This window comes from Spirilliplanes yamanashiensis, from assembly GCF_016863475.1.
GTDB classification, from domain to species: Bacteria; Actinomycetota; Actinomycetes; order Mycobacteriales; family Micromonosporaceae; genus Spirilliplanes; species Spirilliplanes yamanashiensis.
On sequence record NZ_BOOY01000007.1, the window covers coordinates 35,807 to 59,880 of the forward strand.

At 74.2% G+C, this 24,074-nt stretch carries 18 protein-coding genes; 1 reads left to right on the forward strand and 17 read right to left on the reverse strand.

Annotated elements, in window-relative coordinates; genetic code table 11:
* Window positions 1-78 precede the first annotated feature (78 nt).
* A complete protein-coding gene (locus tag Sya03_RS06450) occupies window positions 79-666 on the reverse strand; it encodes a TetR/AcrR family transcriptional regulator (RefSeq protein WP_203937260.1) in 588 nt (195 codons plus the stop codon).
* A gap of 63 nt (window positions 667-729) precedes the next feature.
* Between Sya03_RS06450 and Sya03_RS06455 the strand changes: the two genes are divergently transcribed.
* On the forward strand, window positions 730-1,947 hold the full coding sequence (locus Sya03_RS06455) for a macrolide family glycosyltransferase (protein ID WP_370872081.1): 1,218 nt from the start codon (window positions 730-732) through the stop codon (window positions 1,945-1,947).
* Window positions 1,948-1,998: 51 nt separating this feature from the next.
* On the opposite strand, the gene Sya03_RS06460 is transcribed toward Sya03_RS06455, so the two are convergent.
* The 16 genes from Sya03_RS06460 to Sya03_RS06530 all read right to left on the reverse strand — a co-directional run bounded on the left by Sya03_RS06460 (window position 1,999) and on the right by Sya03_RS06530 (window position 23,977).
* On the reverse strand, window positions 1,999-4,386 hold the full coding sequence (locus Sya03_RS06460) for a glycoside hydrolase family 2 protein (RefSeq protein ID WP_203937262.1): 2,388 nt from the start codon (window positions 4,384-4,386) through the stop codon (window positions 1,999-2,001).
* Window positions 4,383-4,745, reverse strand: a complete 363-nt coding sequence (locus Sya03_RS06465; protein WP_203937263.1) for a GatB/YqeY domain-containing protein — start codon at window positions 4,743-4,745, stop codon at window positions 4,383-4,385. Before Sya03_RS06465 ends, Sya03_RS06460 begins: the two co-directional genes overlap by 4 nt.
* Window positions 4,746-5,242: 497 nt before the next feature.
* Window positions 5,243-6,349: a DUF5925 domain-containing protein gene (locus Sya03_RS06470; RefSeq protein WP_239107161.1), complete on the reverse strand. Its 1,107-nt coding sequence runs from the start codon at window positions 6,347-6,349 to the stop codon at window positions 5,243-5,245.
* A gap of 89 nt (window positions 6,350-6,438) precedes the next feature.
* Complete coding sequence (locus tag Sya03_RS06475; RefSeq protein WP_203937265.1) at window positions 6,439-7,635, reverse strand: glycoside hydrolase family 64 protein; 1,197 nt, start codon at window positions 7,633-7,635, stop codon at window positions 6,439-6,441.
* 142 nt (window positions 7,636-7,777) lie between these two features.
* Window positions 7,778-8,377: a SigE family RNA polymerase sigma factor gene (locus Sya03_RS06480; RefSeq protein ID WP_239107162.1), complete on the reverse strand. Its 600-nt coding sequence runs from the start codon at window positions 8,375-8,377 to the stop codon at window positions 7,778-7,780.
* Window positions 8,378-8,381: 4 nt separating this feature from the next.
* Complete coding sequence (locus Sya03_RS06485; RefSeq protein WP_203937266.1) at window positions 8,382-9,341, reverse strand: hypothetical protein; 960 nt, start codon at window positions 9,339-9,341, stop codon at window positions 8,382-8,384.
* A 165-nt stretch (window positions 9,342-9,506) separates the two neighbouring features.
* Window positions 9,507-10,532: an ABC transporter permease gene (locus Sya03_RS06490; RefSeq protein ID WP_203937267.1), complete on the reverse strand. Its 1,026-nt coding sequence runs from the start codon at window positions 10,530-10,532 to the stop codon at window positions 9,507-9,509.
* Entirely contained in the window at window positions 10,529-11,485 is a 957-nt protein-coding gene (locus Sya03_RS06495) for an ABC transporter permease (protein ID WP_203937268.1), read from the reverse strand. The genes Sya03_RS06490 and Sya03_RS06495 overlap by 4 nt, the downstream gene beginning before the upstream one ends.
* Complete coding sequence (locus Sya03_RS06500; RefSeq protein WP_203937269.1) at window positions 11,482-13,029, reverse strand: sugar ABC transporter ATP-binding protein; 1,548 nt, start codon at window positions 13,027-13,029, stop codon at window positions 11,482-11,484. Before Sya03_RS06500 ends, Sya03_RS06495 begins: the two co-directional genes overlap by 4 nt.
* A gap of 66 nt (window positions 13,030-13,095) precedes the next feature.
* The gene (locus Sya03_RS06505) at window positions 13,096-15,828 is read right to left on the reverse strand and encodes an AbfB domain-containing protein (RefSeq protein WP_203937270.1); all 2,733 of its coding nucleotides are present in this window, start codon (window positions 15,826-15,828) and stop codon (window positions 13,096-13,098) included.
* 143 nt (window positions 15,829-15,971) lie between these two features.
* Complete coding sequence (locus Sya03_RS06510; RefSeq protein WP_203937271.1) at window positions 15,972-17,048, reverse strand: ABC transporter substrate-binding protein; 1,077 nt, start codon at window positions 17,046-17,048, stop codon at window positions 15,972-15,974.
* A 179-nt stretch (window positions 17,049-17,227) separates the two neighbouring features.
* Window positions 17,228-19,531, reverse strand: coding sequence for an NPCBM/NEW2 domain-containing protein (locus Sya03_RS06515; RefSeq protein WP_239107163.1), 2,304 nt, complete (start codon window positions 19,529-19,531; stop codon window positions 17,228-17,230).
* Window positions 19,532-19,809: 278 nt separating this feature from the next.
* Window positions 19,810-20,145 carry a hypothetical protein gene (locus tag Sya03_RS30805; protein ID WP_239107164.1) on the reverse strand — a complete coding sequence of 112 codons (336 nt, stop codon included), beginning with the start codon at window positions 20,143-20,145 and terminating at the stop codon, window positions 19,810-19,812.
* A 114-nt stretch (window positions 20,146-20,259) separates the two neighbouring features.
* On the reverse strand, window positions 20,260-21,747 hold the full coding sequence (locus Sya03_RS06520) for a glycoside hydrolase family 130 protein (RefSeq protein WP_203937273.1): 1,488 nt from the start codon (window positions 21,745-21,747) through the stop codon (window positions 20,260-20,262).
* Window positions 21,744-22,826 carry a glycosyltransferase gene (locus tag Sya03_RS06525; RefSeq protein ID WP_203937274.1) on the reverse strand — a complete coding sequence of 361 codons (1,083 nt, stop codon included), beginning with the start codon at window positions 22,824-22,826 and terminating at the stop codon, window positions 21,744-21,746. The genes Sya03_RS06520 and Sya03_RS06525 overlap by 4 nt, the downstream gene beginning before the upstream one ends.
* The gene (locus tag Sya03_RS06530) at window positions 22,823-23,977 is read right to left on the reverse strand and encodes a glycosyltransferase (protein WP_203937275.1); all 1,155 of its coding nucleotides are present in this window, start codon (window positions 23,975-23,977) and stop codon (window positions 22,823-22,825) included. Before Sya03_RS06530 ends, Sya03_RS06525 begins: the two co-directional genes overlap by 4 nt.
* Window positions 23,978-24,074 lie beyond the last annotated feature (97 nt).

Sequence of the window (24,074 nt, forward strand, 5' to 3'; positions counted from 1 at the left end):
GAGCCTCGCCGCGCACGCACGACGTCGGCCGTCGGGGGCCGCTCGCCACCGCCGGCTCCCGGGCGAGCCCGCCGCGGCTCAGGGCCGGAGTGCGGCCAGTGCCAGGTCCGTCACGCCGTCGGCGTAGCCCTCGGTGAGCGGCCCGGTGCGCAGCAGCCACCGGTGGTACAGCGGCCCGAACAGCAGCTCCACCGCCTGCGCCGGGTCCACGTCCGCCCGGATCTGCCCCGCGTCCTGCCCCGCCCGCAGGCGCACCACCACCGTGTCGAGGTGCGGGCGCAGCAGCCGGTCGCGCACCTGCTCGGCCAGGGCGTCGTCGGACAGCGTCTCGATCGTCAGCGCCCGGGTGGTCGCCGACAGGGCCGGGTCGGCCAGCTCGGCGACCGTGGCCCGCACGACCGCCCGCAGGTCCGCCTCCACGTCGCCGGTGTCGGGCAGCTCCGGGGCGTCCGCGGCGCCCTCGGCGAGCGCGTCGAGGATCACCGCCCCCTTGCCCGCCCACCAGCGGTAGATCGTCTGCTTGCCGACGCCGGCCCGCGCGGCGATCGCCTCGACGGTCAGGTCGGCGTAGCCGGTCTCGCCGAGCAGCTCGAGCGCGGCGGCCAGGATCGCGCGCCGGGACCGCTCGTTGCGGCGGGCCGGATCGGGGGCACTGCGGGCGGGCATGCCGCCGATCGTAACTCCACGAGACGCGACGTTCCGTCTTGACGGGCCGCGTCCCGAGCGGGCATGCTTCTGCGAGACGAGACGTGGCGTCTCGCAACGGCTCGGAAGGCGGCTCCCATGTCCCACATCGCGATGGTCAGCATCCCGTTCCACGGGCACGTCAACCCGAGCCTGGAGGTCGTCCGCGAGCTGGCCGCCCGCGGCCACCGCGTGACGTACGCGAACGCGCCCTCGTTCGCCGACGTCGTCGAGGCCACGGGCGCGCAGCTGAGGCCGTACCGGTCGACGCTGCCCACGACCTGGACCGACGATCCCGTCGACGCACTCACCGCGTTCCTCGACGACGCGATCGCGATGCTGCCGCAGCTCATCGCCGCCTACGACGACGACCGGCCCGACCTGTTCCTCTACGACATCGCCGGCGCCCCGGCCCGGCTGCTCGGCGAGCGGTGGGGCGTCCCGGCGGTGCAGCTGTCGCCGACGTCGGTGGCGTGGGACGGCTACGAGCAGGACACCGCCGCGGCCACCGAGGCGCTGCGGGCCGACGAGCGCGGGGCGGCGTACTTCCGGCGCTTCACCGAGTGGCTCACCGAGCAGAAGTCGTCGGTGACCGACAGCGTCGCGTTCATGGGCCGGCCGGCCCGCTGCCTGGCCCTCATCCCGCGCGCGATGCAGCCGCAGGCCGATCGCGTCGACCCGGCCGTCTACAGCTTCGTCGGCCCGGCCCTCGGCGCGCGGGCCACGGCGGGCTGGCGCCGCCCGGCCGGGGCGCGGCGGGTCCTGCTGGTCTCGCTCGGCTCGGCGTTCACCGACCACCCGGAGTTCTACCGGCGCTGCGTCGCGGCGTTCGGCGAGCTGCCCGGCTGGCACACCGTCCTGCAGCACGGCCGGCACGTGCCGCGCGCCGCGCTCGGCGAGCTGCCACCGTCGGTGGAGGCGCACCCGTGGGTGGCGCAGCCGGCGGTGCTCGACCAGGCCGACGCGTTCCTCACCCACGCCGGCATGGGCGGCAGCGCCGAGGGCCTGTGGGCCGGCACCCCGATGCTGGTGGCCCCGCAGGCGGCCGACCAGTTCGCCAACGCCGACCGCCTCGTCGAACTCGGCGTCGCCCGCCGCGTCGACACGGCCACGTCCACCGCGGACGACCTGCGCGCCGCCCTCCTCGCCCTCGTCGACGACCCGGCGGTGACGGCCCGCGCGGCGGCGCTGCGCTCGGAGGTCCGAGCGGCGGCGGGCGCGGCGACGGCCGCGGACCTGATCGAGGCGGAGCTGCCCGGCTGACCGCACCGGCCCGGGCTTCCGCCGGTCACCGCGCGGGGTGACCGGCGTGGCTCACCGGGGCACGTCGTTCACGCAGCGCAGGACCGGGCGGCTGGTCAGCGCCGCCGGCTCCAGGTGGGCGCCGCCGCGCACCATGAACGTCGCCGACTCGCCGGGCAGCAGGGTCACCAGTGCCTCGTCGGCGGTGGCGAGCGGGTCGAGCCGGTCGGGGAAGAGGGTGAGGTCGCGCAGCAGTGTGCGCGCCCGCACGGTCACCGCCATCTCCTCGTCGCCGGCCGGGGTCACGGTGGCGTCCCAGGCGGCCGGGGGCAGGGCGGCGTCGCGGTCCGGCACGAAGAACCAGAACGCGCGGGCGCAGCCCGGGGCGTCGGCGACCAGCAGTTCGGCGCGCGGGTCGTCGGGGGCGCCCAGCTCCGGGTGCAGCGCCCACGTCGCCGCCTCGCCGGCGGGCACGGTGACCTGGCGGGCGGCGGTGGCCAGCACCTCGCCCGCGAAGGTGACCCGGCGCACGGTGATGGTGGCGGCGGCCGCGGCGGGGCCGTCGTTGACCAGCACCACCGCTGGGCCGCCCTCGCGCGGCTGGATCGTCAGGAGGTGATCGGCGTAGGAGCGGCGCAGCGCGTACCAGAGCGGTTTGCGGCGGCCGTCGCCGTCCACGGCGGACCAGGAGGTGACCGGCCAGCAGTCGTTGAGCTGCCACATGATCGTGCCCGCGCACAGCGGGCGCAGCGACCGGAAGTGTTCCACGCCGAGCGAGACCGCGCGGGCCTGGTTCACCTGGGTGAGGTAGTGCCAGTCGGCCAGGTCGCGCGGCTCGGGCAGGTGCGCGTCGAGGCCGCGTTGCAGTTTGCGGTTGCCGTCGGCGGCCTTCTGGTGGCGGAAGGCGTCGGCGCGGCGCAGCGTCGCCCACGTCGCCGGGGCCTGGTAGCCGAACTCGGCCACGAAGCGGGGCCGCCAGTCGCGGTACGCGGTGTAGTCGAGCTGGTTCCACACGTCCCACACGTGGGTGGTGCCGTGCGCCGGGTCGTTGGGGTGCCGGAACAGCGACCCCGACCAGGGGCTGCCCGGCCAGTACGGGCGGGTCGGGTCCAGCTCGGACACGATCGCGGGCAGGGTCTCCAGGTACCAGCCCAGCCCCCAGGTGCGCCCGGCCAGCGACTCCTTCCAACCCCAGTCGTGGTAGCCCCAGATGTTCTCGTTGTTGCCGATCCACAGCACCAGGCTCGGGTGCGGCGTCAGCCGGGCGACGTGTTCGCGGGCCTCGGCGGCGACCTCCGCGCCCAGCGGTTCCTCCTCCGGGTACGCGGCGCAGGCGAACAGGAAGTCCTGGGTGACGAGCAGGCCGAGGCGGTCGCACTGGGCGTAGAAGTCCTCGGACTCGTACCGGCCGCCGCCCCACACCCGCAGCAGGTTCACGTTGGCCGCGGCGGCCTGGGCGAGGCGGGCCGCGTACCGGGCGGGCGTCACCCGGTGCGGGAAGCAGTCGTCCGGGATCCAGTTGGCGCCCCGCACGAAGACCGGCACGTCGTTGACGAGCAGCCGGAACGCGGTGCCGTCGGCGTCGGCGCCGGTGTCGACGCGCACGCTGCGGAAGCCGACCTCGCGCGACCAGGCGTCCAGCTCGCGGCCGTCGGCGGCGGTCAGGCGCACGTCCAGCGGGTAGAGCGCCGGCGCGCCGTACCCGCGCGGCCACCACCGCTCGACCTGCGGCACGTCGACGACGAGGCGGGCGGCCGACGCGCCGTCCGGCACCGGCGCGGACGCGCGTACCCCGGCGATCTCGGCGGTGACGACGAGCGGCGAGTCGTTGTCGCGTTCGACGTCGACCAGCACCTCGACCCGGCCGGCCGAGCCGTCCACGGTGATCAGCGGACGCACCGACGCCAGCCGCGCCGTCGACCACACCTCCAGGCCGATCGGCCGCCAGATGCCGGCGGTCACCAGGGTGGGGCCCCAGTCCCAGCCGAAGTTGCACGCCATCTTGCGGATGTACTGGAACGGCTCCGGGTAGGCGTTCGGCCGTTCGCCGACGGCGTCGCGCACCGCCTCGGCGTACTCGTAGGCGGAGCCGAAGTCGACCCGCAGGGTGTTCGCGCCCGGGCGGGCGGCGGCGCGCAGGTCGAACCGGTACGAGCGGTGCATGTTCGCGGTGCGCCCCAGCTCGACGCCGTTGACGCTGACCGTGGCGACGGTGTCGAGGCCGTCGCACACCAGGTCGAGGCGGCCGGGCTCCGGGTCCAGGTCGAAGGTCGTCGTGTACGACCACGCGGACCGCCCGATCCAGCCGAGCCGGGTCTCGTTGTCGCCGATGTACGGGTCGTCGATGACGCCGTCGGCGAGCAGGTCGGTGTGGACGCAGCCCGGCACCTCGGCCGGCAGGTCGGTCACCGACGGGCCGCTCAGCGTCCAGCCGGTGTGCAGGTCCCGCCGGGTCGTCACGACGCCGCGGCGTCCAGGTGCGCCGCCAGCACCGCCGCCTCGGCCCGCAGCTGGGCCGCCTGCTGCGCGCGGCCGAGCCGGTCGTAGGACTCGGCGGCGTCGTGCCGCTCGGCGACCTCGGCCGAGACGATCCCGCGCACGTCGTCGTCGGTGAGCTCCCGGCGGACGGCCTCGGCCCCGCCCGCCCCGAGCGCGGTGCCGGGCCCGATCGCCAGCGAGCTGCCGGTGCGCTCCGGCGCCGGCACGGCCTCCGCGTTGGCGACGGCGGCCAGCGCCGAACGCAACGCGGCGACGGCGGCGCCGTCCCGGGCGCGCATGGCGGGAGTCAGCGCGGCCTGCAGCCGCTCGACGAGAGACATGATCCGACACTAGCGGCGCACCAGGTCGCCCGACGGACGAAAAGCCCGGCCCGGCGACCCGGGCCGCTTCGGGCGGCCCGGCCGGGTGACAGGGCGGGTGCCCGATCCGGCGGCGTGGGCCGAAACCAGCCGGGTGGCGCGAAGGGATGGCCCGCCGTGGCGGCGCGGGCCGAGACCGGCCGATGGCATGGGGGCGGGCGACCCCGGCGCGGACCGGGAGCAGCGGGTGACATGGGGGGGCGGGGGCCCCGGCGGCGCTGACCGGCAGCGGCGAGACGAGATGGGGGCGGCCGGCGGAGTGGCACCGGGCGAGGGTGGCCGGGGTGCGGACCCGGCGGCGCGGAGCGTGGTGGCCGGGGCGCAGGCCGACGGCGGCGGCGCTGGCCAGATACGGGAGAGGGTGACGGCCGGCGCCCGCCGCGCGCCGCACGACGGCGGCCGCCCCCGCCGGGCCGTCACCGCCGCACGACGGCGGCCGCCCGCTGGGGGCGGCCGCGTCAGATGTACAGGCCGAAGCGTTCCGGGTCGGCCGGTGTGGTGAGCGGGGCGGTGCCGGCGCGCAGCGCGTACAGCTCCGCCAGCGTCGCCCCGTCGGGCCCGATGCCGTCGGTGCGGCCCAGCCACGTGGCCGCCTCGGTGGGGGACAAGCGGCCGACCTCGATGCCGGCCAGGCAGCGGCCCGGGCGGACAACGGCCGGGTGCAGCGCGGACAGCCGCTCGTTGGTGCTGATAGCGATGAGCGCGTTGCGGCCCTGGCCGAGCAGGCCGTCGGTGAGGTTGAGCAGGCGGGACAGGGCCTGGCCGGCGGTGGCCTTGGCCTCGCCGCGGATGAGCTCGTCGCAGTCCTCCAGGACGAGCAGCTGCCAGCGGGGGCCGTCCTCGTCGTCGGCGGCGGCGCCGAGGGCGACGCCGAGCAGGTACGCCGGGTCGTTGAACAGCCGTTCGGGGTCGAGGACGTAGTCGACCTGGCACCAGTCGCGCCACTGCTGGGCGAGCGCCCGGACGGCGGTGGTCTTGCCGGTGCCGGGCGGGCCGTGCAGGAGGAGCAGGCGGCCGTTGACGGCGTCGGGGGTGACGGCCATCAGCCGGTCGAGGGCGGTGGCGGCGGGGGCGGCGTAGTTGGCGCGGATGGCGTCCCACGGCTCGGCGGTGATCTTGCGCTCGACGCGGCGGGGGCCGTGCTGGCCGAGGTGCCAGAAGCCGATGCCGACGGCCTTGTCGACGGGTGGCGGGTCGGCGACGGCGCCCGTGGTGGCGCGGCGCAGGACGTCGTCGGCGAGGGCGGCCTCGACGGCGGTGACGGTGACGACGGCGCGCCGGCTGTCGGTCCAGTGGGTGACGTGCAGGGTGAAGCCGTCGCCCGCGTACAGCCGGTTGCGGCCGTTGTCCTGGGTGGCGTCGCGCAGCAGCGCCGCGTCGTCGACGCGCAGGGCGGCGTCGGGGCGCACGTTGTCGAGGTCGGTGGTGCGCGCGTACGGCTCGCGTCCGGTGGCGAACTGCGTCAGGGCGAGCAGGTCGACCACGTCGAGCGGGCGGTCGGCGTCGTCGAGGCCGCCGGCCAGCGGCAGCCCCGGGCCGGCGACCCGGTGCTGGGTCGTCGTCATGGTCACCATGATCCGCGCCGGGCGGATCGAGCGACACCGAATAAGCGCCGGCCCCCGTGGTGGGACGGGGGCCGGCGCGGTCCGTGACTCTAGTTGAACGGGTCGAGCGTGACGTACGCGTGCTGCGGGCTGCCGTCGTGCACCAGCGACTCGTGGGCGCCGACGTCGTCGAACGCGAACCCGTACGCCTTGCCGTCGACCATCTGCCCGTGCACCTTGCGCGAGTAGTGGTTGGTCACCACGTCCTTGTAGAAGTTGGCGTTGGTGGCGTCCGGCTGGTTCGGGTTGGAGTGCAGCGTGGAGCGGTTGAGCGCGGCGCACAGGGTGCGCGAGATCGGGCCGCGGACGAGGTCGTTCGGGGCGTCGAGCTCCTTGTAGCAGCCGAACACGGCGTCGCTGGACGGCTTCTGGAAGCTGGTGACGACCTGGCCGGAGGAGTTGCGGAAGGTCATCACGGAGCCGGAGGTGCGGCCGTAGTAGCGCAGTCCGGGCTGGTTCGCGAACGGTGTGACGACCAGGTCGCGGCCGGTGTAGGCGTTCCAGGCCTTGGTGATGTAGCTGTCGAGGATGGTGGGCGACAGCTTGCCGGCGGCGATGCCCTTGCCGGGCGCGACGGCGCGCAGCACGGTGCCGTCGGAGCGGGTCTGGATGAGGTTGCCCCAGCCGCCGGGCTGCTCGCGCAGGATCCGGAAGAACGTGTTGCGGCCGCCCGGCTTCAGCCGGCCGGTGCTCTTCGTGGTGCCGTTGGGCAGCTTCACGCCGACGGCGTGCGGCACCGCGAACTGGTCGACCTGGGAGCTGTTGAGCCACAGGCCGTCGTTGTTGAGCGTGTACTCCGACCAGTCGAACAGGATGTTGATGTTCGGGTCGGTGGGGTTGGCGAAGTCGGGCTGCACGAGGCCGCCGGTGGCGAGCCGGAAGTTCAGTTTCTGGCCGAAGGAGAAGTAGAGCCGGCCGGAGAACTTCGGCAGCCGGAACGTCAGCGTCTGGCCGTTGGCGGGCCCGACGAACGAGGCGTCGGGCGCGGGGACGGGCACCGCGCCGCCGGCCGGCCAGGGGCGGAAGGTGCCGTTGCGGTCGGCCCAGCCCTGCCGCCCGGACGCGAGGTCGGTGCCGAGGTTGTACAGGTAGACCGTCTCGGCGCGGCCGGAGTTGTTCTTGATCGTGATGGGGATGGTCGCCGTCGGGACGGCGGCCTGGGCGGGGGAGACGGTCGCGAGAACGGCGGCCGTGGCGGCCACCGCCGCGGCGGCGAGCGACGCCAGCACCTTTCGTCGGGCAGGCACGTGGATTCCTCCTGAGGAGCGGGACGGGGAGCTGTGAGAGCGCTCTCAGGATCACGCCGGCAAACGACGAGTGTCAATGCGTCAGGAACAATTATTTCCAATTCATTTCGTGAATTTAATGGTAATTCCATTAGTAATAAAATCAGCGCGGAACGAGGTCCGGTCCGAGCAGGTCGCGCAGCCGGGACAGCGACCGCGAGCTCTGCGTCTTCACCACCGCCGTCGACACGCCGAGCAGGTCCGCGACCGTCTCGACGCTGTGGTCCTCCCAGTACCGCAGCACCACGATCGCGCGGTCGCGCACCGGCAGCGTCGCCAGCGCGTCCACCAGCGTGACCCGCAGCTCGGGGTCCGCGGCGGCGGCGCCGGGACCGCGTTCCGGCACCTCCGCCAGCACCACCTCGGTGTCGCTGCGCCGCCGCTTCTGGTCGAACACGGCGTTCATGAGCACCCGGCGGCTGTACGCCTCAAGGTTCGCGGTGCGCCAGATGCGCCGCCACGACACGTACATCTTGGCCAGCGCGATCTGCGTGAGGTCCTGCGCGAGGTGCCAGTCGCGGCACATCAGGAACGCGGTGCGGCGCAGCCGCGGCGCGGCCGACTCGGCGAACGCGGTGAACTCGCGGTCGGCGGCGGCGCGCTCGTCCTGGCGGGCGCGCAGCCAGCCGGCGCGGCGCCGGGGGCCGGGCGCCGCGCCGGCGGACCGGTCGGCCGGTGCGGACACGTCGGGGGTCGTCGTCAACCGCTCAGTCCTTCCCCGGCGGCAGCCCGGGGAACTGCTCGCGGCCGCGCACCACGTCCTCGGCCGGCAGTTCGAGACCCCACCGCGGGTCGAGCACGAGGGTGACGAGCTCCTGGGTGCCGAGCGCCACGATGGCCGGCTCCGGTCCGCCCGCGGGGTCCGGGGCCGTCGTCGCGGCCGGCGACTCCACGCGCACCGCCGCCGACACCTCCCAGCCCTTGCCGTGGAACGCGGTCACGGTGCGCACCGGCACGCCGCGCTCGACGGTGTCGCTCACCCCGACCAGGGTCGCGTCCTCGGCCACGTAGCACGTCTGGTCGTCGCCGCAGGCGCTCCCGGTGGCCACGCGGTCCGACGCGACGATGCCGAGCCGTAGCGTGGCCTTCTCGTACCGGCCGCCGGGGCCCTCGCCCAGCACCACGGACTCGACCACGAGCCCCGCCCGGTCGTAGCGCAGGGCGCGGGCGTCGCCGATCTTGAGGCCGGGCAGCAGGCGCTGGAGCAGGCTCATCGCCGCCGCCGGGGTGAACGGCAGCCGCTTGGCGGCCGCGCCGGGCGGGGGGTCCGGCACGGCGAGGTCGTAGTCGGCGCGCGCCGGCGGGCACAGCGTCACGGTGGCTTGCGGCGCCGTCGACCGCGGCGGCACGAGACAGGTGGGCCCGGCCGACGGGGGCGCGGTCGGCGGGAGGGCCGGCGGGGCGGCCGACGGGGGAGCGGACAGGACCGGGGACGGCGCCCCGGCCGGCAGGTCGGCGGGGCCGCCGCCGGGCCCGGGCAGGCCGATGACCGCCACCGCCACCACGGCGGCGAGCGCGCCGGCCGCCGCGCCGCCGGTCGTCAGCAGGGACCGCCGGCGCCGCAGCCGCCGGCCGTCGCGCACGGCGTCGCCGACCAGCGAGCCCAGCGGCGGCGGGTCGTGCGCGGCGAGCTCGCGCTCGAACAGCGCCCGCAGGTCCTGCGTCACGCGATCTCCCTCTCCGGCGGCGCGGTCGCGGCGCCCGAAGAACAGGACGGGACGGGACGCCGGTCCGGTAGCAGGTCCCGCGAACTTTTCTCCGCGAACTGTCCTCCGGTACGGCGCCGGCCGCCGTCGCGGATCAACGACGGCGGCCGGACGGTGCCCGCGGACCTACTGGATTCTGCGCAATCGGGTCAGGTAGGTCTGCACGACGACGACCACCGCCAGGAACGCCCCGCTGATGACCTGCTGCCAGGAGATGTTCACCGAACCCACCTGATTGATGAGGTTCTGGATGACGCCGAGCAGCAGCACGCCCGCGATCGTGCCGGCCACCGTGCCCGCGCCGCCGGTGAGCAGCGTGCCGCCGATGACCACCGCGGCGATCGCGTCCAGTTCGACGCCCACGCCGATCACCGTGACGCCGGAGCCGAGCCGCGCCGCGTTGACCGCCCCGGCCAGCCCGGCCAGCAGCCCGGACAGCACGTACACGTTGACCTGGGTGCGCCGCACCGCGACGCCCATCAGCCGGGCCGCGTCCTCGCTGCCGCCGATGGCGTAGACCGACGCGCCGAACCGGGTGCGGCCCAGCAGCACCGCGCCGCCCGCGAACAGGGCCAGGGCCAGCCACACCGGGTACGCCAGCCCGAGGAACTCGCCGGAGCCGAACGCCCGGAACGCCTCGCTCCGCACCAGGTACGTCTCGGAGCCCTCGTTGCTGAGCGCCCGCATCAGCCCGCGCGCGCCGAGCAGCGCCGCGAGCGTGACGATGAACGGCGCCATCCGGGTGTACGCGACGAGCACGCCGTTCACCACGCCGAACGCGCCGCACAGCAGCAGCGGCGCCAGGAACGCGGCGAGCACGCCCCACTGCGAGGCGTACGCGGCGACCACCCCGCCGAGCACGTACAGCGAGCCGACCGACAGGTCGATGCCGCCCGTGATGATCACGAAGGTCATGCCGAGGGCGATGAGCGCCAGCGGCGCCGCGCTGATGAGGATCGTCTCGGCGTTGGCGAGGCTGCGGAAGTTGGGGAACGCGGCGAAGCCGATGGCGGCCACGAGCACCAGCACGGCGAGGGCGCCCTGCCGCTGCACCGTGCCGACGATGCGGTCCAGCCGGTCCGCGCGCCGCTCGTCGCGCAGCGCGCTCTCGGGCGGCGGCGCGATCGGCGGCACCGTGACGTCCTGGGTCATCGCGACCTCCGTTCCCGCGCCGCGTAGACCGCGACGAGGATGATGACGGCCTGCACCATCTCGGCGGTCGACGACGGCAGGTCGTGCTTGATCATGGTGGCGACGACGAGCTGCATGAGCAGGGCGCCCGCCACGGTGCCCCACACCCGCACCCGCCCGCCGGACAGCGGGGTGCCGCCGACGACGACCGCGGTGATGGCGCTCAGCTCGATGAGGACCCCCACCGCGGAGGCGTCGCTGGCCTGGATGCGGGCGACGGCGAGCACGCCGGCGACCGCGGCCAGCGTGCCGGAGACGACGTACACGGTGACGAGGACCCGCCCGACGGGCACGCCGGCCAGCTCGGCCGCGGGCCGGTTGCCGCCGATGGCGAGCAGCCGCCGGCCGAACACGGTCCGGCGCACGACGAACGCGACGGTCAGCACCAGCGCCAGCGCGATCCAGACCAGGTACGGCAGGCCGAACAGGCTGCCCGAGCCCAGCTCCACCAGGCCCGGGTTGCGGATCTCGCGCAGCTGGCTGTCGGACACCACCAGCGCCAGGCCGCGCCCGGCCACCAGCAGGGCCAGCGTCGCCACGATGGGTTGCAGCCCGACCCGGGCGACCAGCAGGCCGTTGACCGCGCCGACGGCCACGCCGGCGATCAGCGCGACCAGGATCGCCGCGACCACCCCGTAGCCGAGGTAGAGCGGGATGAACGCGGCGGCCAGCGCCATCACCGAGCCGACCGACAGGTCGATGCCCTCGGTGCCGATGACCAGCGCCATGCCGAGCGCCACGATGACGACCGGCGCCACCTGGATCAGCTGGATGCGCAGGTTGGACCAGGCCAGGAAGTTCTCGGTGAAGGCGATGTTGAACAGCAGCAGCACGACGATCGCCACGTACACGCCGTAGGCGGGCAGCCAGGCCCGCACCCGCTGTGCCGGGGTCCTGACAGCGACATCGGTCATGACGCCTCCTCCTGCGTGGCGGCCGACGCGGCTGCCGAGGAGGCCGCGGCGATGGTGCGCAGCAGCCCCTCCGTGGAGACGTCGGCGCCGTCCAGGGTGCCCACCACGACGCCGTCGCGCAGCACCACCACCCGGTCGGCGCCCTCGATGAGCTCCTCGGCGTCCGAGGAGACCAGCACGACGCCGAGCCCCTCGGCGGCCAGCTCGTCCACCAGCGCCTGCACCTCCGCCTTCGCGCCCACGTCGATGCCGCGGGTCGGCTCGTCCAGCAGCAGCACCTTCGGCGCGGTGGCGAGCAGCCGGGCCAGCAGCACCTTCTGCTGGTTGCCGCCGGACAGGTCGCCGACCCGCTGGTGCGGGCTGGACGCCTTGATCCGCAGCCGGGTCATGAACCGCTCCACGATCGTGTCGATCTTCTTCTCCGACACCAGGCCGAGGCGCGACAGCCGGGGGAGCACCGCGAGCGCGATGTTCTCCCGCACCGACAGGCTCGGCACGATGCCCTCCGCCTTGCGGTCCTCCGGCAGCAGGGCGATGCCCGCCTTGACCGCGCCGACGCTGGTGCGCCGCCGCAGCGGGGCGCCGGCCACCTCGACCGTGCCCTCGTCCAGCGGCAGCGCGCCGCCGATCGCCTTCAGGGTCTCGCTGCGCCCGGCGCCGAGCAGCCCGCCGAGGCCGACCACCTCGCCCGGGCGCACGGCCAGGTCGACGCCGTGCAGCTTGTGCCGGTTGCGCAGCCCGGCGGCGCGCAGCACCGGCTGGGCGCCCTGCACCTCGTGCTCGCCGGTGAACCCGGTGACGCCCTCGCGGCGCACCTCGGCCATGTCCCGGCCCAGCATCAGCGACACCAGCCGGATGCGTTCCAGCTCCTCCAGCGGGCCGGTGTGCACGACCCGGCCGTCGCGCAGGATCGTGACCCGGTCGCAGATCTGGTACAGCTCGTCCAGCCGGTGGCTGACGTAGACGATGCCGATGCCCTGGGCGTGCAGGTCGCGGATGACGCCGAACAGCGTCTCCACCTCCCGCGGCTCCAGCGACGACGTCGGCTCGTCCATGATGACGACCTTGGCGTCGACCATCACGGCGCGCGCCAGCGCCACCATCTGCTGCGCGCCCAGCGCCAGCGTGCCGAGCTGCCGGCGCACGTCGGTGCGGACCCCGTAGCGGGTCAGCACGTCGGCGGCCTCCCGGTTCATCCGCCGCTCGTCGACCAGCCCCAGGGCGTTGCGGGGCTCGCGGCCCAGGAAGAGGTTGCGCGCCACGCTCATCAGCGGGACGAGGTTGACCTCCTGGTAGATGGTCGAGATGCCGGCCCGCTGGGCGTCCAGCGGGGTGCCGAACGAGACCGGCTCGCCGCGGTAGCGCACCGCGCCGTCGTCCGGCTGGTAGACCCCGGTCAGCACCTTGATCAGGGTCGACTTGCCGGCGCCGTTCTCGCCGACCAGGGCGTGCACCTCCCCGGGCTGCAGGGCGAACGACACGTCGTCGAGCGCCCGCACCCCGGGGAAGGTCTTGCTGACGCCCGCGACCTCGAGCAGCGTCACTCGGATACCTCCTCGTGGTGGGCGCCGGCGCCTCGGTGGGAAGGCGCCGGCGCCCGTCTCATGCCCTCACGACCACGGCGCCGCGTTGTTCCATGTCGCGTCGGCGTCGAAGCTGCTCGGGTTGTCCCAGGCGTGGCCCGCCCCTTGCGTGGCGACCCACACCTCCTCGTTGTAGTGCCGGATGAAGCCGCCCGCGACGTTGACCGCGGCGAGCGACACGTTGCCCGCGCCGCCCAGCCGGCCCGGCTGGGCGCAGAACGTGGCGTCCTGCGCGAACAGCGGGGTCGCGTCGTTCTGATCGTTGTAGACCCGGTGCCCCCGGTGGCGCAGGAAGCGGCCCGGGAAATTGCGCGACTCGAACGAATAGCAGGAGTTGTCGCCCAGGCCGGTGCGCACGACGAACGTCGCGTCCTCCCGGTCCAGGGCGGGCGACGCCGCCGTGATCACGTCGGTGCGGGCCGCGCCGTCGCGGTGCCGCAGCCAGCGGTTGTCGAAGCCGGGCGTCACGACCCGGAACGACCGGGCCTGCCCGACGGGCAGGTCGGCGCCGGAGCGCCACAGCGGCGCGGTGACGTTCCAGGTGGCGTCGGCGGCGAACCCGGCGCCGCTGCCGGCCTCCACCCACACCTCGTCGTTGCGGTGCCGCAGGAAGTGGCCGGGCAGGTTCGCCGACTCCAGCGACGTGCCGCCGCCGCTGAGGCCCTCGCGGGCGCAGAACGTGGCGTCGGCGGGGATGTCCGGCACCTCGTTGTAGACGCGGTAGCCGCGGTGCCGCAGGTAGCGGCCCGGGAAGTTGCGCGACTCGAACGAGTAGCAGGCCGCGTTGGACAGGCCGGGGCGCACGTGGAAGGTCGCGTCCTGCCGGTCGGTGGTGGAGCCGGCCGTGGTGATCACGTCGGTGCGGGCCGCGCCGTCACGGTGCCGCAGGTAGCGGCCGGTCAGGCCGGCGTTGGTGACCCGCAGCGAGGCGAGCTGGCCGACGGGTAGCGTGGTGCCGCGCGCGGCCCCGAGGACCCGCAGGTTGACCTCGCGGACCCGGGCGAAGTCCATCTTGCGGACCTGCCGGTCGTAGGTGAAGAAGCCGTTGAGCTCGTTCTCCACGTCGGTGGGTTCGGTGTAGACCGACGCCGACATGCCCCGGGTGGTGATCAGGTCGATCAGCTGGGCCGCCGTCTGCACGTAGCGCCCGGTCAGGGCGTTGAAGTCCGGCAGCCACTCGGGGGAGTAGTGCGGGCCGGCCGGGTTCCACTCGTGGCCGGGGGCGCGCATGCCCAGGCCGCCGTACTCGCCGAGGACCGCGATGCGGGTGTCCGACGGCAGCCGGGTCATGGCCGGGCCGACGTAGTGGTGGTCGTCGATCACGTCGCCGTTGCCCGGGTCCGGGTCGCTCTCGCAGCAGTTGGAGCCGGAGTTGTGGTTGACCAGGCGGGTCGGGTCGAGGCTCTTGACCAGGTCGGCGATGCGCCCGGCGTCGTACTCGCCCCAGCCCTCGTTGAACGGCACCCAGTGCACGACCGAGGTGATGCCCTTCAGGTGGGCGATCATCCGGCGCAGCTCGGACTCGAAGATCGCCCGGCCGCTCGCGTTGGCGTCGCGGCCGTTGGGCAGCGACGGCATGTCCTGCCACACCAGCAGGCCGAGCCGGTCGGCGTGGTAGAACCAGCGCGCCGGCTCCACCTTGATGTGCTTGCGCACCATGTTGAAGCCGAGCGCCTTCTGCTGCTCCAGGTCGAAGCGCAGCGCCTCGTCGGTCGGGGCGGTCGAGATGCCGTCCGGCCAGTAGCCCTGGTCGAGCGTGCCGAGCTGGTAGACGAACTTGCCGTTGATTGTGGGGCGCAGCACGCCGCCGAGCATCGCCTTGCCGACCGAGCGCATGCCGAAGTAGCCGGTGGCGGTGTCGCCGCCGTTCAGGGTGACCCGCAGGTCGTACAGGAAGGGGTCGTCCGGCGACCACAGCCGCGCGTTCGGGATCGGGATGCGGATGTTCGCGCCGGTCGTGCCGGTGCCGGTGGCGACGACCTGCCCGCCGGTGAGCACCTGGGCGGTGACCTGCTGCCCGGCGGTGCCCTGCACGGTCAGGTCGAGCGCGCCCGCGGCCAGGTTCGGGGTGGTGTCGAGGCGGGTGATCCGCGCCGCCTGGGTGGGCTCCAGCCACACCGTCTGCCAGATGCCGGTGTACGGCGTGTACCAGATGCCGTTGGGGTTGAGCCGCTGCTTGCCGATCGGGATGTCCTGCGAGTCGACCGGGTTGTTCACCCCGACGACGATCGTGTTCTGGCCGCTGCGCAGGGCCGCCGTGATGTCGAAGGAGAACGGGTCGTAGCCGCCGGTGTGGGTGCCGACCTGGGTGCCGTTGACCCAGACCCGCGACTCCCACATGACCGCGCCGAAGTTGAGCTGCACGCGCCGGCCGGTCCACGCGGTGGGGACGGTGAAGGTGCGCTTGTACCAGGCGTACTGGTGGTGGCGCTCGATGCCGGACAGCGCCGACTCGATCGGGTACGGGACCCGGATCTCCTCCGCCGGGGTGGTGGTCAGCGGGGGGTTGTTGAGGTTGGGCGCCGATCCGAACTGCCAGATGCCGTTGAGGTTCTGCCACTCGGAGCGGACGAGCTGGGGCCGCGGGTACTCGGGGAGGGGGTTGGCCACCGGCACCTGGCCGGACCACGGCGTCGACAGGCGGGGGGTCTTCGGGACCCACGCGGAGGCGGGTTCGGCGACCGCGACGAGCCCGGTGACGGCTGTCAGGGTGGCCGCGGCCGCCGCCAGGAGGCGCCGGCGGAGCGGGTGCTCACTCATGGGTGCTGTCCCTTCGAGACAGGCGGGGGTGGACGGGACCACGTCGTCGGGTTCCGGCGTGGCGGGCAGCCGCCGGAACGGTGCGTCGAAGGGAGGCGCGGGCCGGCGCCGCGGGATCGCCGCGGCGCCGGGCTCCGGGGTGGTCAGTACGCGTTGGCCACGTCGGTCTTGGCGTTGGCCTCGGTGTACTCACGGTCGCTGATGATGATGTCCTGGGCCACCGGCTCGCCGTTGAAGAACTTGGTGGCGGTCTCGAAGGCGAGCGGGCCGAAGCGCGGGTTGCTCTCGATGACCGAGTGCAGCCAGCCGTCGACGATGCCCTGGACGGCGCCGCGGGTGCCGTCGATGGACACGATCTTCACGTCGCCGGCGGACTTGCCGGCGCCCTTGAGGGCGGTGACGGCGCCGAGGGCCATCTCGTCGTTCTCGGCGTAGATGCCGGCGATGTCGGGGTTGGCCTGCAGCATCTGCTCGGAGACCTTCTGGCCCTCCTCGCGGGAGAACTGGCCGGTCTGCTCGAACACGATCTTGACGTCGGGCGCGATCTTGGCGATCTGGTCCTTGAAGCCCTTGGTGCGCAGGGTCGTCACGTTGTTGCCCGGGGAGCCGAGCAGGATCGCGACCGAGCCCTTGTTGCCCAGCGCCTCGGCCATCTTGTCGGCCGCCCGCTTGCCCTGCTCCTCGAAGTCCGACCCGATGAAGGTCAGGTAGTCGGTGCACGGCGTCGCGTTGATCTTGCGGTCGATCGTGATGATCGGGACCTTCTTGGCCTTGGCCTTGGCGAAGACCGAGTCCCAGCCGTCGGAGTTGAGCGGCGCCACCACGAGCAGCTGCACGCCCGAGTCGATCATCTGCTCGACGTCGCTGATCTGCTTGGTGAACTGCGAGTTCGCGTTGGTGAGGGTGAGCTGGGTGATGCCCTGCTTGGCCGCCTCGTCCTTGATGGACTGCGTCTCGGCGATGCGGAACGGGTTGGCCTCCTTCTCCGACTGGGAGAAGCCGACCTTCGCCGTCTTGAGGTCGATCTTGGTGTAGCCCATCTGGTCGAGGGAGCAGGTCGGACCGTCGGGGGCTCCGGACTGGACGACCTGGCCGGCGCCGGCGCTGGGGGCGGCGCCCGCACCGGGGCTCTCCTCCTCCTTGGCGCAGGCCGACAGCAGCAGGACGGCCGCGCCGGCGGTGGCGACCACCGGGATCCAGCGACCACGCATAGCGCTCATGATGGAACTCCTTGTGGCGGAGGGGCGTGACATCGATGAGTAACGTTGTTGAAACACATTCACGCACTATCGAACTTTTATTGTCAAGGTCACGGTTTTATCAACCATGACCTCACGCAGGTGGACGCCCGAGAGCGCTCTCGGACGTCCACCGGTGCGATCATGTGTCTTTCGGGCCGTCAGCAGGTCAGCCGCGCCTCGGCCCAGTCGGCGTGGTCGAAGTTGATCCCGTCGCCGGCGTCGGTGGCCCGCAGCGTCAGCACGTTCACGCCGGTGGTGTCCGCCGTGATCGACCGCAGCGCGTCCCAGCTGTGCACCCGGCCGCTGGTGGCCAGCAGCCGGCCGTCGCCGTAGACCCGGAACTCCGCCGTGCCGGGCTCGGGCACCTCGTCGTCGATGCCGATGTGCGCGTCGAAGCGCGTGCACCCGCCGCCCAGCCACACGCTGGCCTGGCCGTCGGCGTGCATGCCGAGGCCCTTGCCGAACGTGCGGAAGCGGATGGACAGCGGCCCGCCGTCGCCCGCCGCCCGCTCCCCGTTGGACCGGTCGCGCTCCACCGGGCCCCAGCCGCCCGCCGCGGCCACGAACGGCAGGTCGCTCACCCACGGCGTCCCGGCCGGCCGGGCCCGCCCGGCGCGGTCGCAGGAGGTCAAACCCTCGGTGTACGGGCAGAACGCCGTCACGAACCCGCCGTTCGCCGCCACCGGCACGGCCAGGGTGTCCGTGCGCCGCACGACGCGGGTCTCGCGCAGCAGCCCGTCCGGGCCGTCGCGCAGCGTCTCCGCCAGGAACCGGCCCTCGCCCAGGAACCCCAGCCCCGCCGGGTACGTGTGGGCGGCCCGGGCGAAGATGCCGCCGGCGTACCAGCGGTCGCCGTGCCGCCGGGCCAGCACCGCCTCGACGCCCGGCCGCCCGGACAGCAGCCGGGTCTCGTGCCACACCGTCGGCAGCTCCGTCATCGTCAGCAGCGCCTGCGGCCGCGCCTCGTACGCCTCCGGCCGGTCGGCGGTGTGCTGCCACCCGGACTCGAACACCAGCCAGGTGGCGACCTCGTGCGCGTCCGTGGTGTCCCGGTCGGCGACGAGGAACGCGGCCGGCGTGTAGTCCATGCTGCCCACCACGTTGCGGGTGAACGGGAACATCGTGTTCGTCGCCGCCCGGGTGGTGAACTGCTCGGCGCCGCGCACCGCCTCGAACGTCAGCACGTGCGGCCAGGTGCGGGCCATGCCGCGCGGCACCGTCGCGCCGTGGAAGTTGACCATCAGCCGGTTGTCCGCCGTCGCCCGCAGGATGCCGTCGTACCAGCGCATGGTGGCCTGCGAGTCGGAGTCCATGAAGTCGACCTTCACGCCGGCCACGCCCCAGTCGCGGATCATCGGCAGGGTCTCGTCGCGCTCGGCGGGCGGGTCCAGCGCCGTCCAGTGGAACCACAGGATGATGCCGACGCCGCGCTCGCGGGCGTACGCGACCAGCTCCGGCACCCAGCTGCGGTCCCAGCCCTCGTCGACGAGCACGTACGGCCACCGGTGCCGGGCGGCGAAGTCGACGTACTCGCGCATCCGCGCCGGGTCGCGCGGGCTGGCGTGCTCGGCCATCCACGACCAGGCGACGGCGCCCGGCCGCACCCAGCCGGTGTCCGGCAGGCGGCTGGGCGGGGCCAGGTCGTCGACCAGGGTGGACGCCGTGACCGCCGCCAGGTCGCCCACGACGGCGACCCGCCAGGGCGACGCGAACCCGCCGGCCACCTCGACCTCGGCGTCGGCCAGCCCGACCGTGTACGTGCCCGAGCCCGCCGCGTGGGTCAGCCGCCCCCCGGAGTACCGGCCGTCCAGGTCGGCCTCGGTCAGCAGGGCGTACCGCCCGGCCACCTCGAACAGCGCCGGGAACCCGTAGTCGCCCGCCGGCGCGCCCGCGGCCGTCGTCTCGATCCGGGTGGCCTCGTAGTTCGGCGTGTACGGCAGCAGCCAGCCGGTGGCGTCCGGCGGCAGCGCCCAGCTGGACGCCTCGCCCTTCACCACCACGCTCTGCGGGCCGGGCAGCACGTAGCGGTAGGCGGCGCCCTGCGCGGAGACCCGCACGACCAGGTCGAGCCGGGTGCCGCCGGCGGCGGCGAAGGAGAACGTGCTCTCGGTCTGGAGGGTGTCGCGGTCGAGCTGCTTGCCGGTGGTCATCGTGTACCGCTGCCGGACCGTCCGCCCGCTGCGGCCCAGGTAGGACAGCCCGGCGGTCAGGTCGTCGCCGCCGGTGACCAGCCCCACGGGCGACGGCGCCAGGACGGTGGCGCCGCCCTGCCGCACGCCGACCGTGATCGTCCCGGCCGCGGTCAGCGCGACGTCGGCGACGACGGCGGCGCCGGGGGCCGGCACGGTCCAGGAGGTGGGCGCGATGTCGGCTCCGGCGGAGGGCACGGCGGACGGCGCGGCGGACGGTGCGGCGAGGGCGGCGGCGAGCGCGGGCGCGAACAGGATGCGGCTGACCGGCAACGGGTCTCCTCTGCGGGGTGGGGGCGCGAGGGAACGAACACGTTCGAACAGGCGGCGCTGCGTGACGACACCGTTACGCGGGAGCGTAGGCGAGGGTGGGGGCGTCGACAAGCGTCGATCGGTACGGTCGGGGTCCACGGTGGACCGCACACGTCCGGTCGTGGCCGCCCATTGACGGGCATCGACGGCGCGGTCATGCTGGCGGCGATCCGGCGGGACCGGTGGGCCGAGCGGCGGGCGCCCGGCGCACCGGCCCGCCGGTCGCCTCCCGCGCGCCGCTACGGGCGGGCGCCGCCCCGGACGCCGAGCCCGCTGACGGCCGGCGCGTTGCGCGAGGCGGACGGCGCCGAGGCGGACGGTGCGGGTTCCGGATCCGCCGCCCCGGCCGGCGCCGAGCGGCCCAGCGCGTAGCCGGTGCCGGCCGACAGCAGCACCGCGCCGAAGGCGGCCGCCGCGAAGATCCGGCCGGCCCGCGACGTGCGATGGCCCGCGCGCGCCGGTTCCGGCTCGGCGAACCCGCTCGGTAACGCGTCCGCCCGGTAGCCGCCGCCCGTGGCCGGGCGGAAGCCCAGCCCCGAGGCGGGCTCGAACACGTCGGTGTCCCGCTCCTGCACGCGCCCTCCCGGCTCGTCCTGCCCGCCGGTCCATCGGCCGCCGCGGCGGCGACCTGAGCGCAAACGCGCCGCCCGGCACCCCGTGACGGGCGCCGGGCGGCGGTGTGGAGCGGGTCAGTCCGTGGGGACCATGCTGTCCAGGACGTCGCGCAGGCCGATCGTGGCGAAGCCGACCCGGGCGTCGCTGGCGCCGTACGGCACCCACAGGCGGTCGTCGTGCACCAGGCCGCCGCACGAGTAGACGACGTTGGGCACGTAGCCCTCGCGCTCGTGCTCATCCGGGTCGATCAGGCCCTGCGGCAGCTCGCCGATGACCTTCTCCGGGTTGTCCAGGTCGAGCAGCATCGCGCCGATGGCGTACCGGCGCATCGGGCCGACGCCGTGGGTCAGCACCAGCCAGCCCGCGTCGGTCTCGATGGGCGAGCCGCAGTTGCCGACCTGCATCAGCTCCCAGCCGCGCCGCGGCACGTGCAGCGGCACCGGCTCCTGCCAGATCTGGTGGTCGCCGCGCACGGTCAGGCCGCTGGTCTCGCCGTCGGAGCGGCACAGCGCCAGGTGCCGGCCGTTGACGGGCCGGGGGAACAGCGCCATGCCCTTGTTGCGGGCGGCGGGCCCGCGCAGCGCGGTCACCTCGAAGTGCCGCAGGTCGCGGGTGTAGAGCATGCGGCCGCCGATCGCCCGGCCGTCGTAGGCGGTGTAGGTGGCCCGGTACGCGGTGCGCCCGTCCTCCTCGACGACCCGCACGAAGCGGGCGTCCTCCATGCCCTTGCTCTCCGCCGGGGCGGCCGGCCACAGCACCCGCTGGTGCAGCGGCACGGTCGCCGGGAACGTGACCGCGTAGTCGGTCGCGATGATGCGTCGGATGTGCTCCAGCGTCTCCTGCGCGTGGTGCCGGCTGAGCAGCTCGGCGGGCAGGTGGGTCAGCACGTCCTCGACGTCGGCGTCGTCGAAGCGCTCCGGCAGTGCGTTGAGCACGGTCGCCGCGAGCTCGTTGTCCATCTCCTCCTCGGCCAGGCCGGCCGCGAGGTGGTCGCGCTCGTGCCGGGCGCCGGTGCGCTGGCCGATCATGAGCGGGCCGGACCGGTCGTCCAGCAGCATCTGGTTGCCGGGGCCGAGCACCGCCCCGATGAAGCCGATGGACGAGATGTGGCCCTCGCCGATCTGCCGGAGGCTGATCGCCACCCGCAGCTGGCCGGGCTCCAGGTCGCTCTGGTCCGGGTGCTCGACCATCGACGGGTTGCACAGGGCGGCGGCCTCGACGCTGAACTCGTGGCTGAAGTAGGCGCCGATGAGCGTGCGGGCGGTGGGGGACAGCTCCACGTCCGGCGGCACGCGGTGCGCCACCAGCTCGTAGTGGTGCTGGAACGTGCTGAGGATGTCGTGGTGCCGGCCGGTGAACCGCTTGAGGGTGTCGTCCAGCAGCAGGTTCACCTCGTGCTCGCTGAGCCGGGTGATCCGCTCGATCATGCCGGACGCCCGGCTCTGGTTGGTGGTCGCCAGGGCGGCGTCCTCGCCGGGGACGAACAGCTTGATGACGACGCGGCGCGGGTCGGCGATCAGGGTGAGGTCGAACCGGGTGGCCGTGGGGATGGTCGAGGTCATGGTGCACCGCCGGAGGCTCGGATCGCGTTGCGGGTCGCCAGCGCCCGGGCGTGCTGCATGGTGGCGATGAACGCGATGGTGGATTCGGCGCCCTGGTTCCTATTAGGCCCGATGGGGGTCAGTCCGTCATAGCCCCCACCCGAACGGGGGTCGTACATGACGACCTCGCCGTCGTTCTCGCCGAGGAACCAGGCCACGCACGCGCCGAGCGCGTTCTCGAAGAAGTCGTCGCCGGTGATCTCGGCGGCGGTGGCGCAGGCGTCGGCCAGGTGGGCGACCTCGATGGGCTGCTGGTCGAACAGGCCGCGCGGGGTGCCCTGCCGCCAGCCGGCGACCGGGATCATCGACAGCCGGCCGTCGGCGCGGGTCTGCGCCCCGATGAGCCAGCGCAGCATCCGCAGGCCCGAGCCCAGCAGCAGCGGGTCGCCGAGCAGGTCGCCGGCGGCGACGACGACCTCGGCCAGGGCGGCGTTGGCGTACGTCAGGACGGGGTCGGGCCACTCCCACGACGGGTCGGGCCCGGGCGTGCCGACGGCGGCGGCCGCGTCGGCGAGCAGGGCGGCGGCCGCCGGGTGTCCCGGGTGCGCGCGCAGGATCTCGGCCGCGCCGAGCCCGGCCACGGCCATGGCGCGCGGCCACTCGGAGCGCTGCCCGGCGCCCTGCTCGAACGCGGCCAGCGCCTCCTCGCGGATCCACGACGCCTCGCAGCAGGCCGCGGCGGTGCCGAGTCCCCACAGGGCGCGCCCCCACCAGTCGCCGGTGTCCGGCTCGCCGCTCCACACCCGGCCGTGGCTGAGCCGGTTGCGGAACCGGCCGTCGGGCGCCTGGGCGTGGTTGAGGTAGCCGAGGTAGACGTCGGCGAGGTGCAGCAGGCCGGGGTCGGGGGCGGGCTCGCGGCTGACGACGAGCAGGCCGCGGCCGACGTCGTCGACGCAGTAGCCGTGCTCGCGGCGCACGATGGAGTTGCGGGCGTGCTCGAACAGCCCGGTGTCGTCGCTGAGCCGGTGCAGGTGCGTCCACATCGGCGCCGGCGCGGATTCGATCCGCGCCGGCGCGATGGTGGACAGGCTCGCGGTCACGCCCCGACCGCGGCCACGGCGGGCGCGGAGGCGGCGATCAGGCGCTCCGCGACCGCGGCGTACCGGGCCGCGACGGCGGGCCAGCGCAGGGTCGGGGCGTCGGTGCGGGCGGTGAGCGTCTCGGCGAGCGACCGGTCGGTGAGCACCCGGCGGACGGCGTCGGCGAGCGCCTTCGGGTCGTGGTGCGGCACGAGCAGGCCCGGGCCGTCGGCCAGCAGCTCGACGGCGTGCGGGAACTCGGTCGCCACGACCGGCTTGCCGGCCCCGACGGCCTCGATGAGCACGCCGGAGGTGACCTGCTCGGTCGAGTCGTACGGCAGCACGACCACGTCGGCGGAGCGGATCACCCGGCTGAGGGTGGCCGCGTCCATGTAGGAGTCGAGGTGCACGACGCTGTCCGTGACGCCGAGGTCCGCCGCGAGCTTGTGCAGCGAGTCGCGGTAGACGTCGCCGTGCTGCTCCAGCACCTTCGGGTGGGTGCGCCCGGCGATGGTGTACATCGGCGCCGGGTCGAGGTCCTGCAGGTGCGCGAGGGCCTGCAGCGCCCACTCGATGCCCTTGCCGGGGCCGAGCAGGCCCCAGGTGAGCAGGTGCGGCCGGTCGGTGCGGGCGCTGGGCGCGCTCGTGTGGCTGCCGGCGCCGTGCGGGATGACTGTCACCTTGCGGGCGTCGACCCGGTAGCCCGTGGTGAGGCGGGTGCGGGCGGTGTCCGTCATCGTGACGACCGCGTCGGCGGCGGCCACGATCTGCTCCAGCACGGCCTGCTGGCGCGGGCTCGGCGTGGTGAGCACGGTGTGCAGCACGACGATGGTCGGCACGCTCACGTTGCGCAGGACCGGCAGCACGTCCTGGCCGTCCAGCCCGGGGTAGATGCCGTACTCGTGCTGCACGACGGCCACGTCGAAGCGGTCGAGCGCCGCGACGGCCCGGCGCCAGCCGTTCGGCTGGTCCGTCCGCCAGGTGTGCACCACGGGCGGGGTCGCCGCGGACACGACCGGCGCGGGCGCGCCCGAGTCGTCGCCGTCGGCGAGGCGGACCACTCCGCTGCCCGGGACGCCCGCGGTGAGCTGGGCGGCGAGGGCGGCGTTGAAGGTGGCCAACCCGCACTGCGTGGGCGGGTGGGTGCTCAGAAAACCGAACGTGACTGGCATACCTGGCCTTCCTGTCGGAGGCTGCCTCCCCGCAGCACGGTGTACCGTTAGGACGGATTTGACTGGTTTTCGTCTTTCAAAACTACCAACGAGTGAC

What these genes read in the sequence shown, in the direction of transcription:
- Sya03_RS06450 (WP_203937260.1), bottom strand. Translation starts at nt 666, where the DNA reads ATGCCCGCCCGCAGTGCCCCCGATCCGGCCCGCCGCAACGAGCGGTCC.
- Sya03_RS06455 (WP_370872081.1), top strand. Translation starts at nt 730, where the DNA reads ATGCTTCTGCGAGACGAGACGTGGCGTCTCGCAACGGCTCGGAAGGCG.
- Sya03_RS06465 (WP_203937263.1), bottom strand. Translation starts at nt 4,745, where the DNA reads ATGTCTCTCGTCGAGCGGCTGCAGGCCGCGCTGACTCCCGCCATGCGC.
- Sya03_RS06470 (WP_239107161.1), bottom strand. Translation starts at nt 6,349, where the DNA reads ATGACGACGACCCAGCACCGGGTCGCCGGCCCGGGGCTGCCGCTGGCC.
- Sya03_RS06490 (WP_203937267.1), bottom strand. Translation starts at nt 10,532, where the DNA reads ATGACCCAGGACGTCACGGTGCCGCCGATCGCGCCGCCGCCCGAGAGC.
- Sya03_RS06495 (WP_203937268.1), bottom strand. Translation starts at nt 11,485, where the DNA reads ATGACCGATGTCGCTGTCAGGACCCCGGCACAGCGGGTGCGGGCCTGG.
- Sya03_RS06505 (WP_203937270.1), bottom strand. Translation starts at nt 15,828, where the DNA reads ATGAGTGAGCACCCGCTCCGCCGGCGCCTCCTGGCGGCGGCCGCGGCC.
- Sya03_RS06510 (WP_203937271.1), bottom strand. Translation starts at nt 17,048, where the DNA reads ATGAGCGCTATGCGTGGTCGCTGGATCCCGGTGGTCGCCACCGCCGGC.
- Sya03_RS06520 (WP_203937273.1), bottom strand. Translation starts at nt 21,747, where the DNA reads ATGACCTCGACCATCCCCACGGCCACCCGGTTCGACCTCACCCTGATC.
- Sya03_RS06530 (WP_203937275.1), bottom strand. Translation starts at nt 23,977, where the DNA reads ATGCCAGTCACGTTCGGTTTTCTGAGCACCCACCCGCCCACGCAGTGC.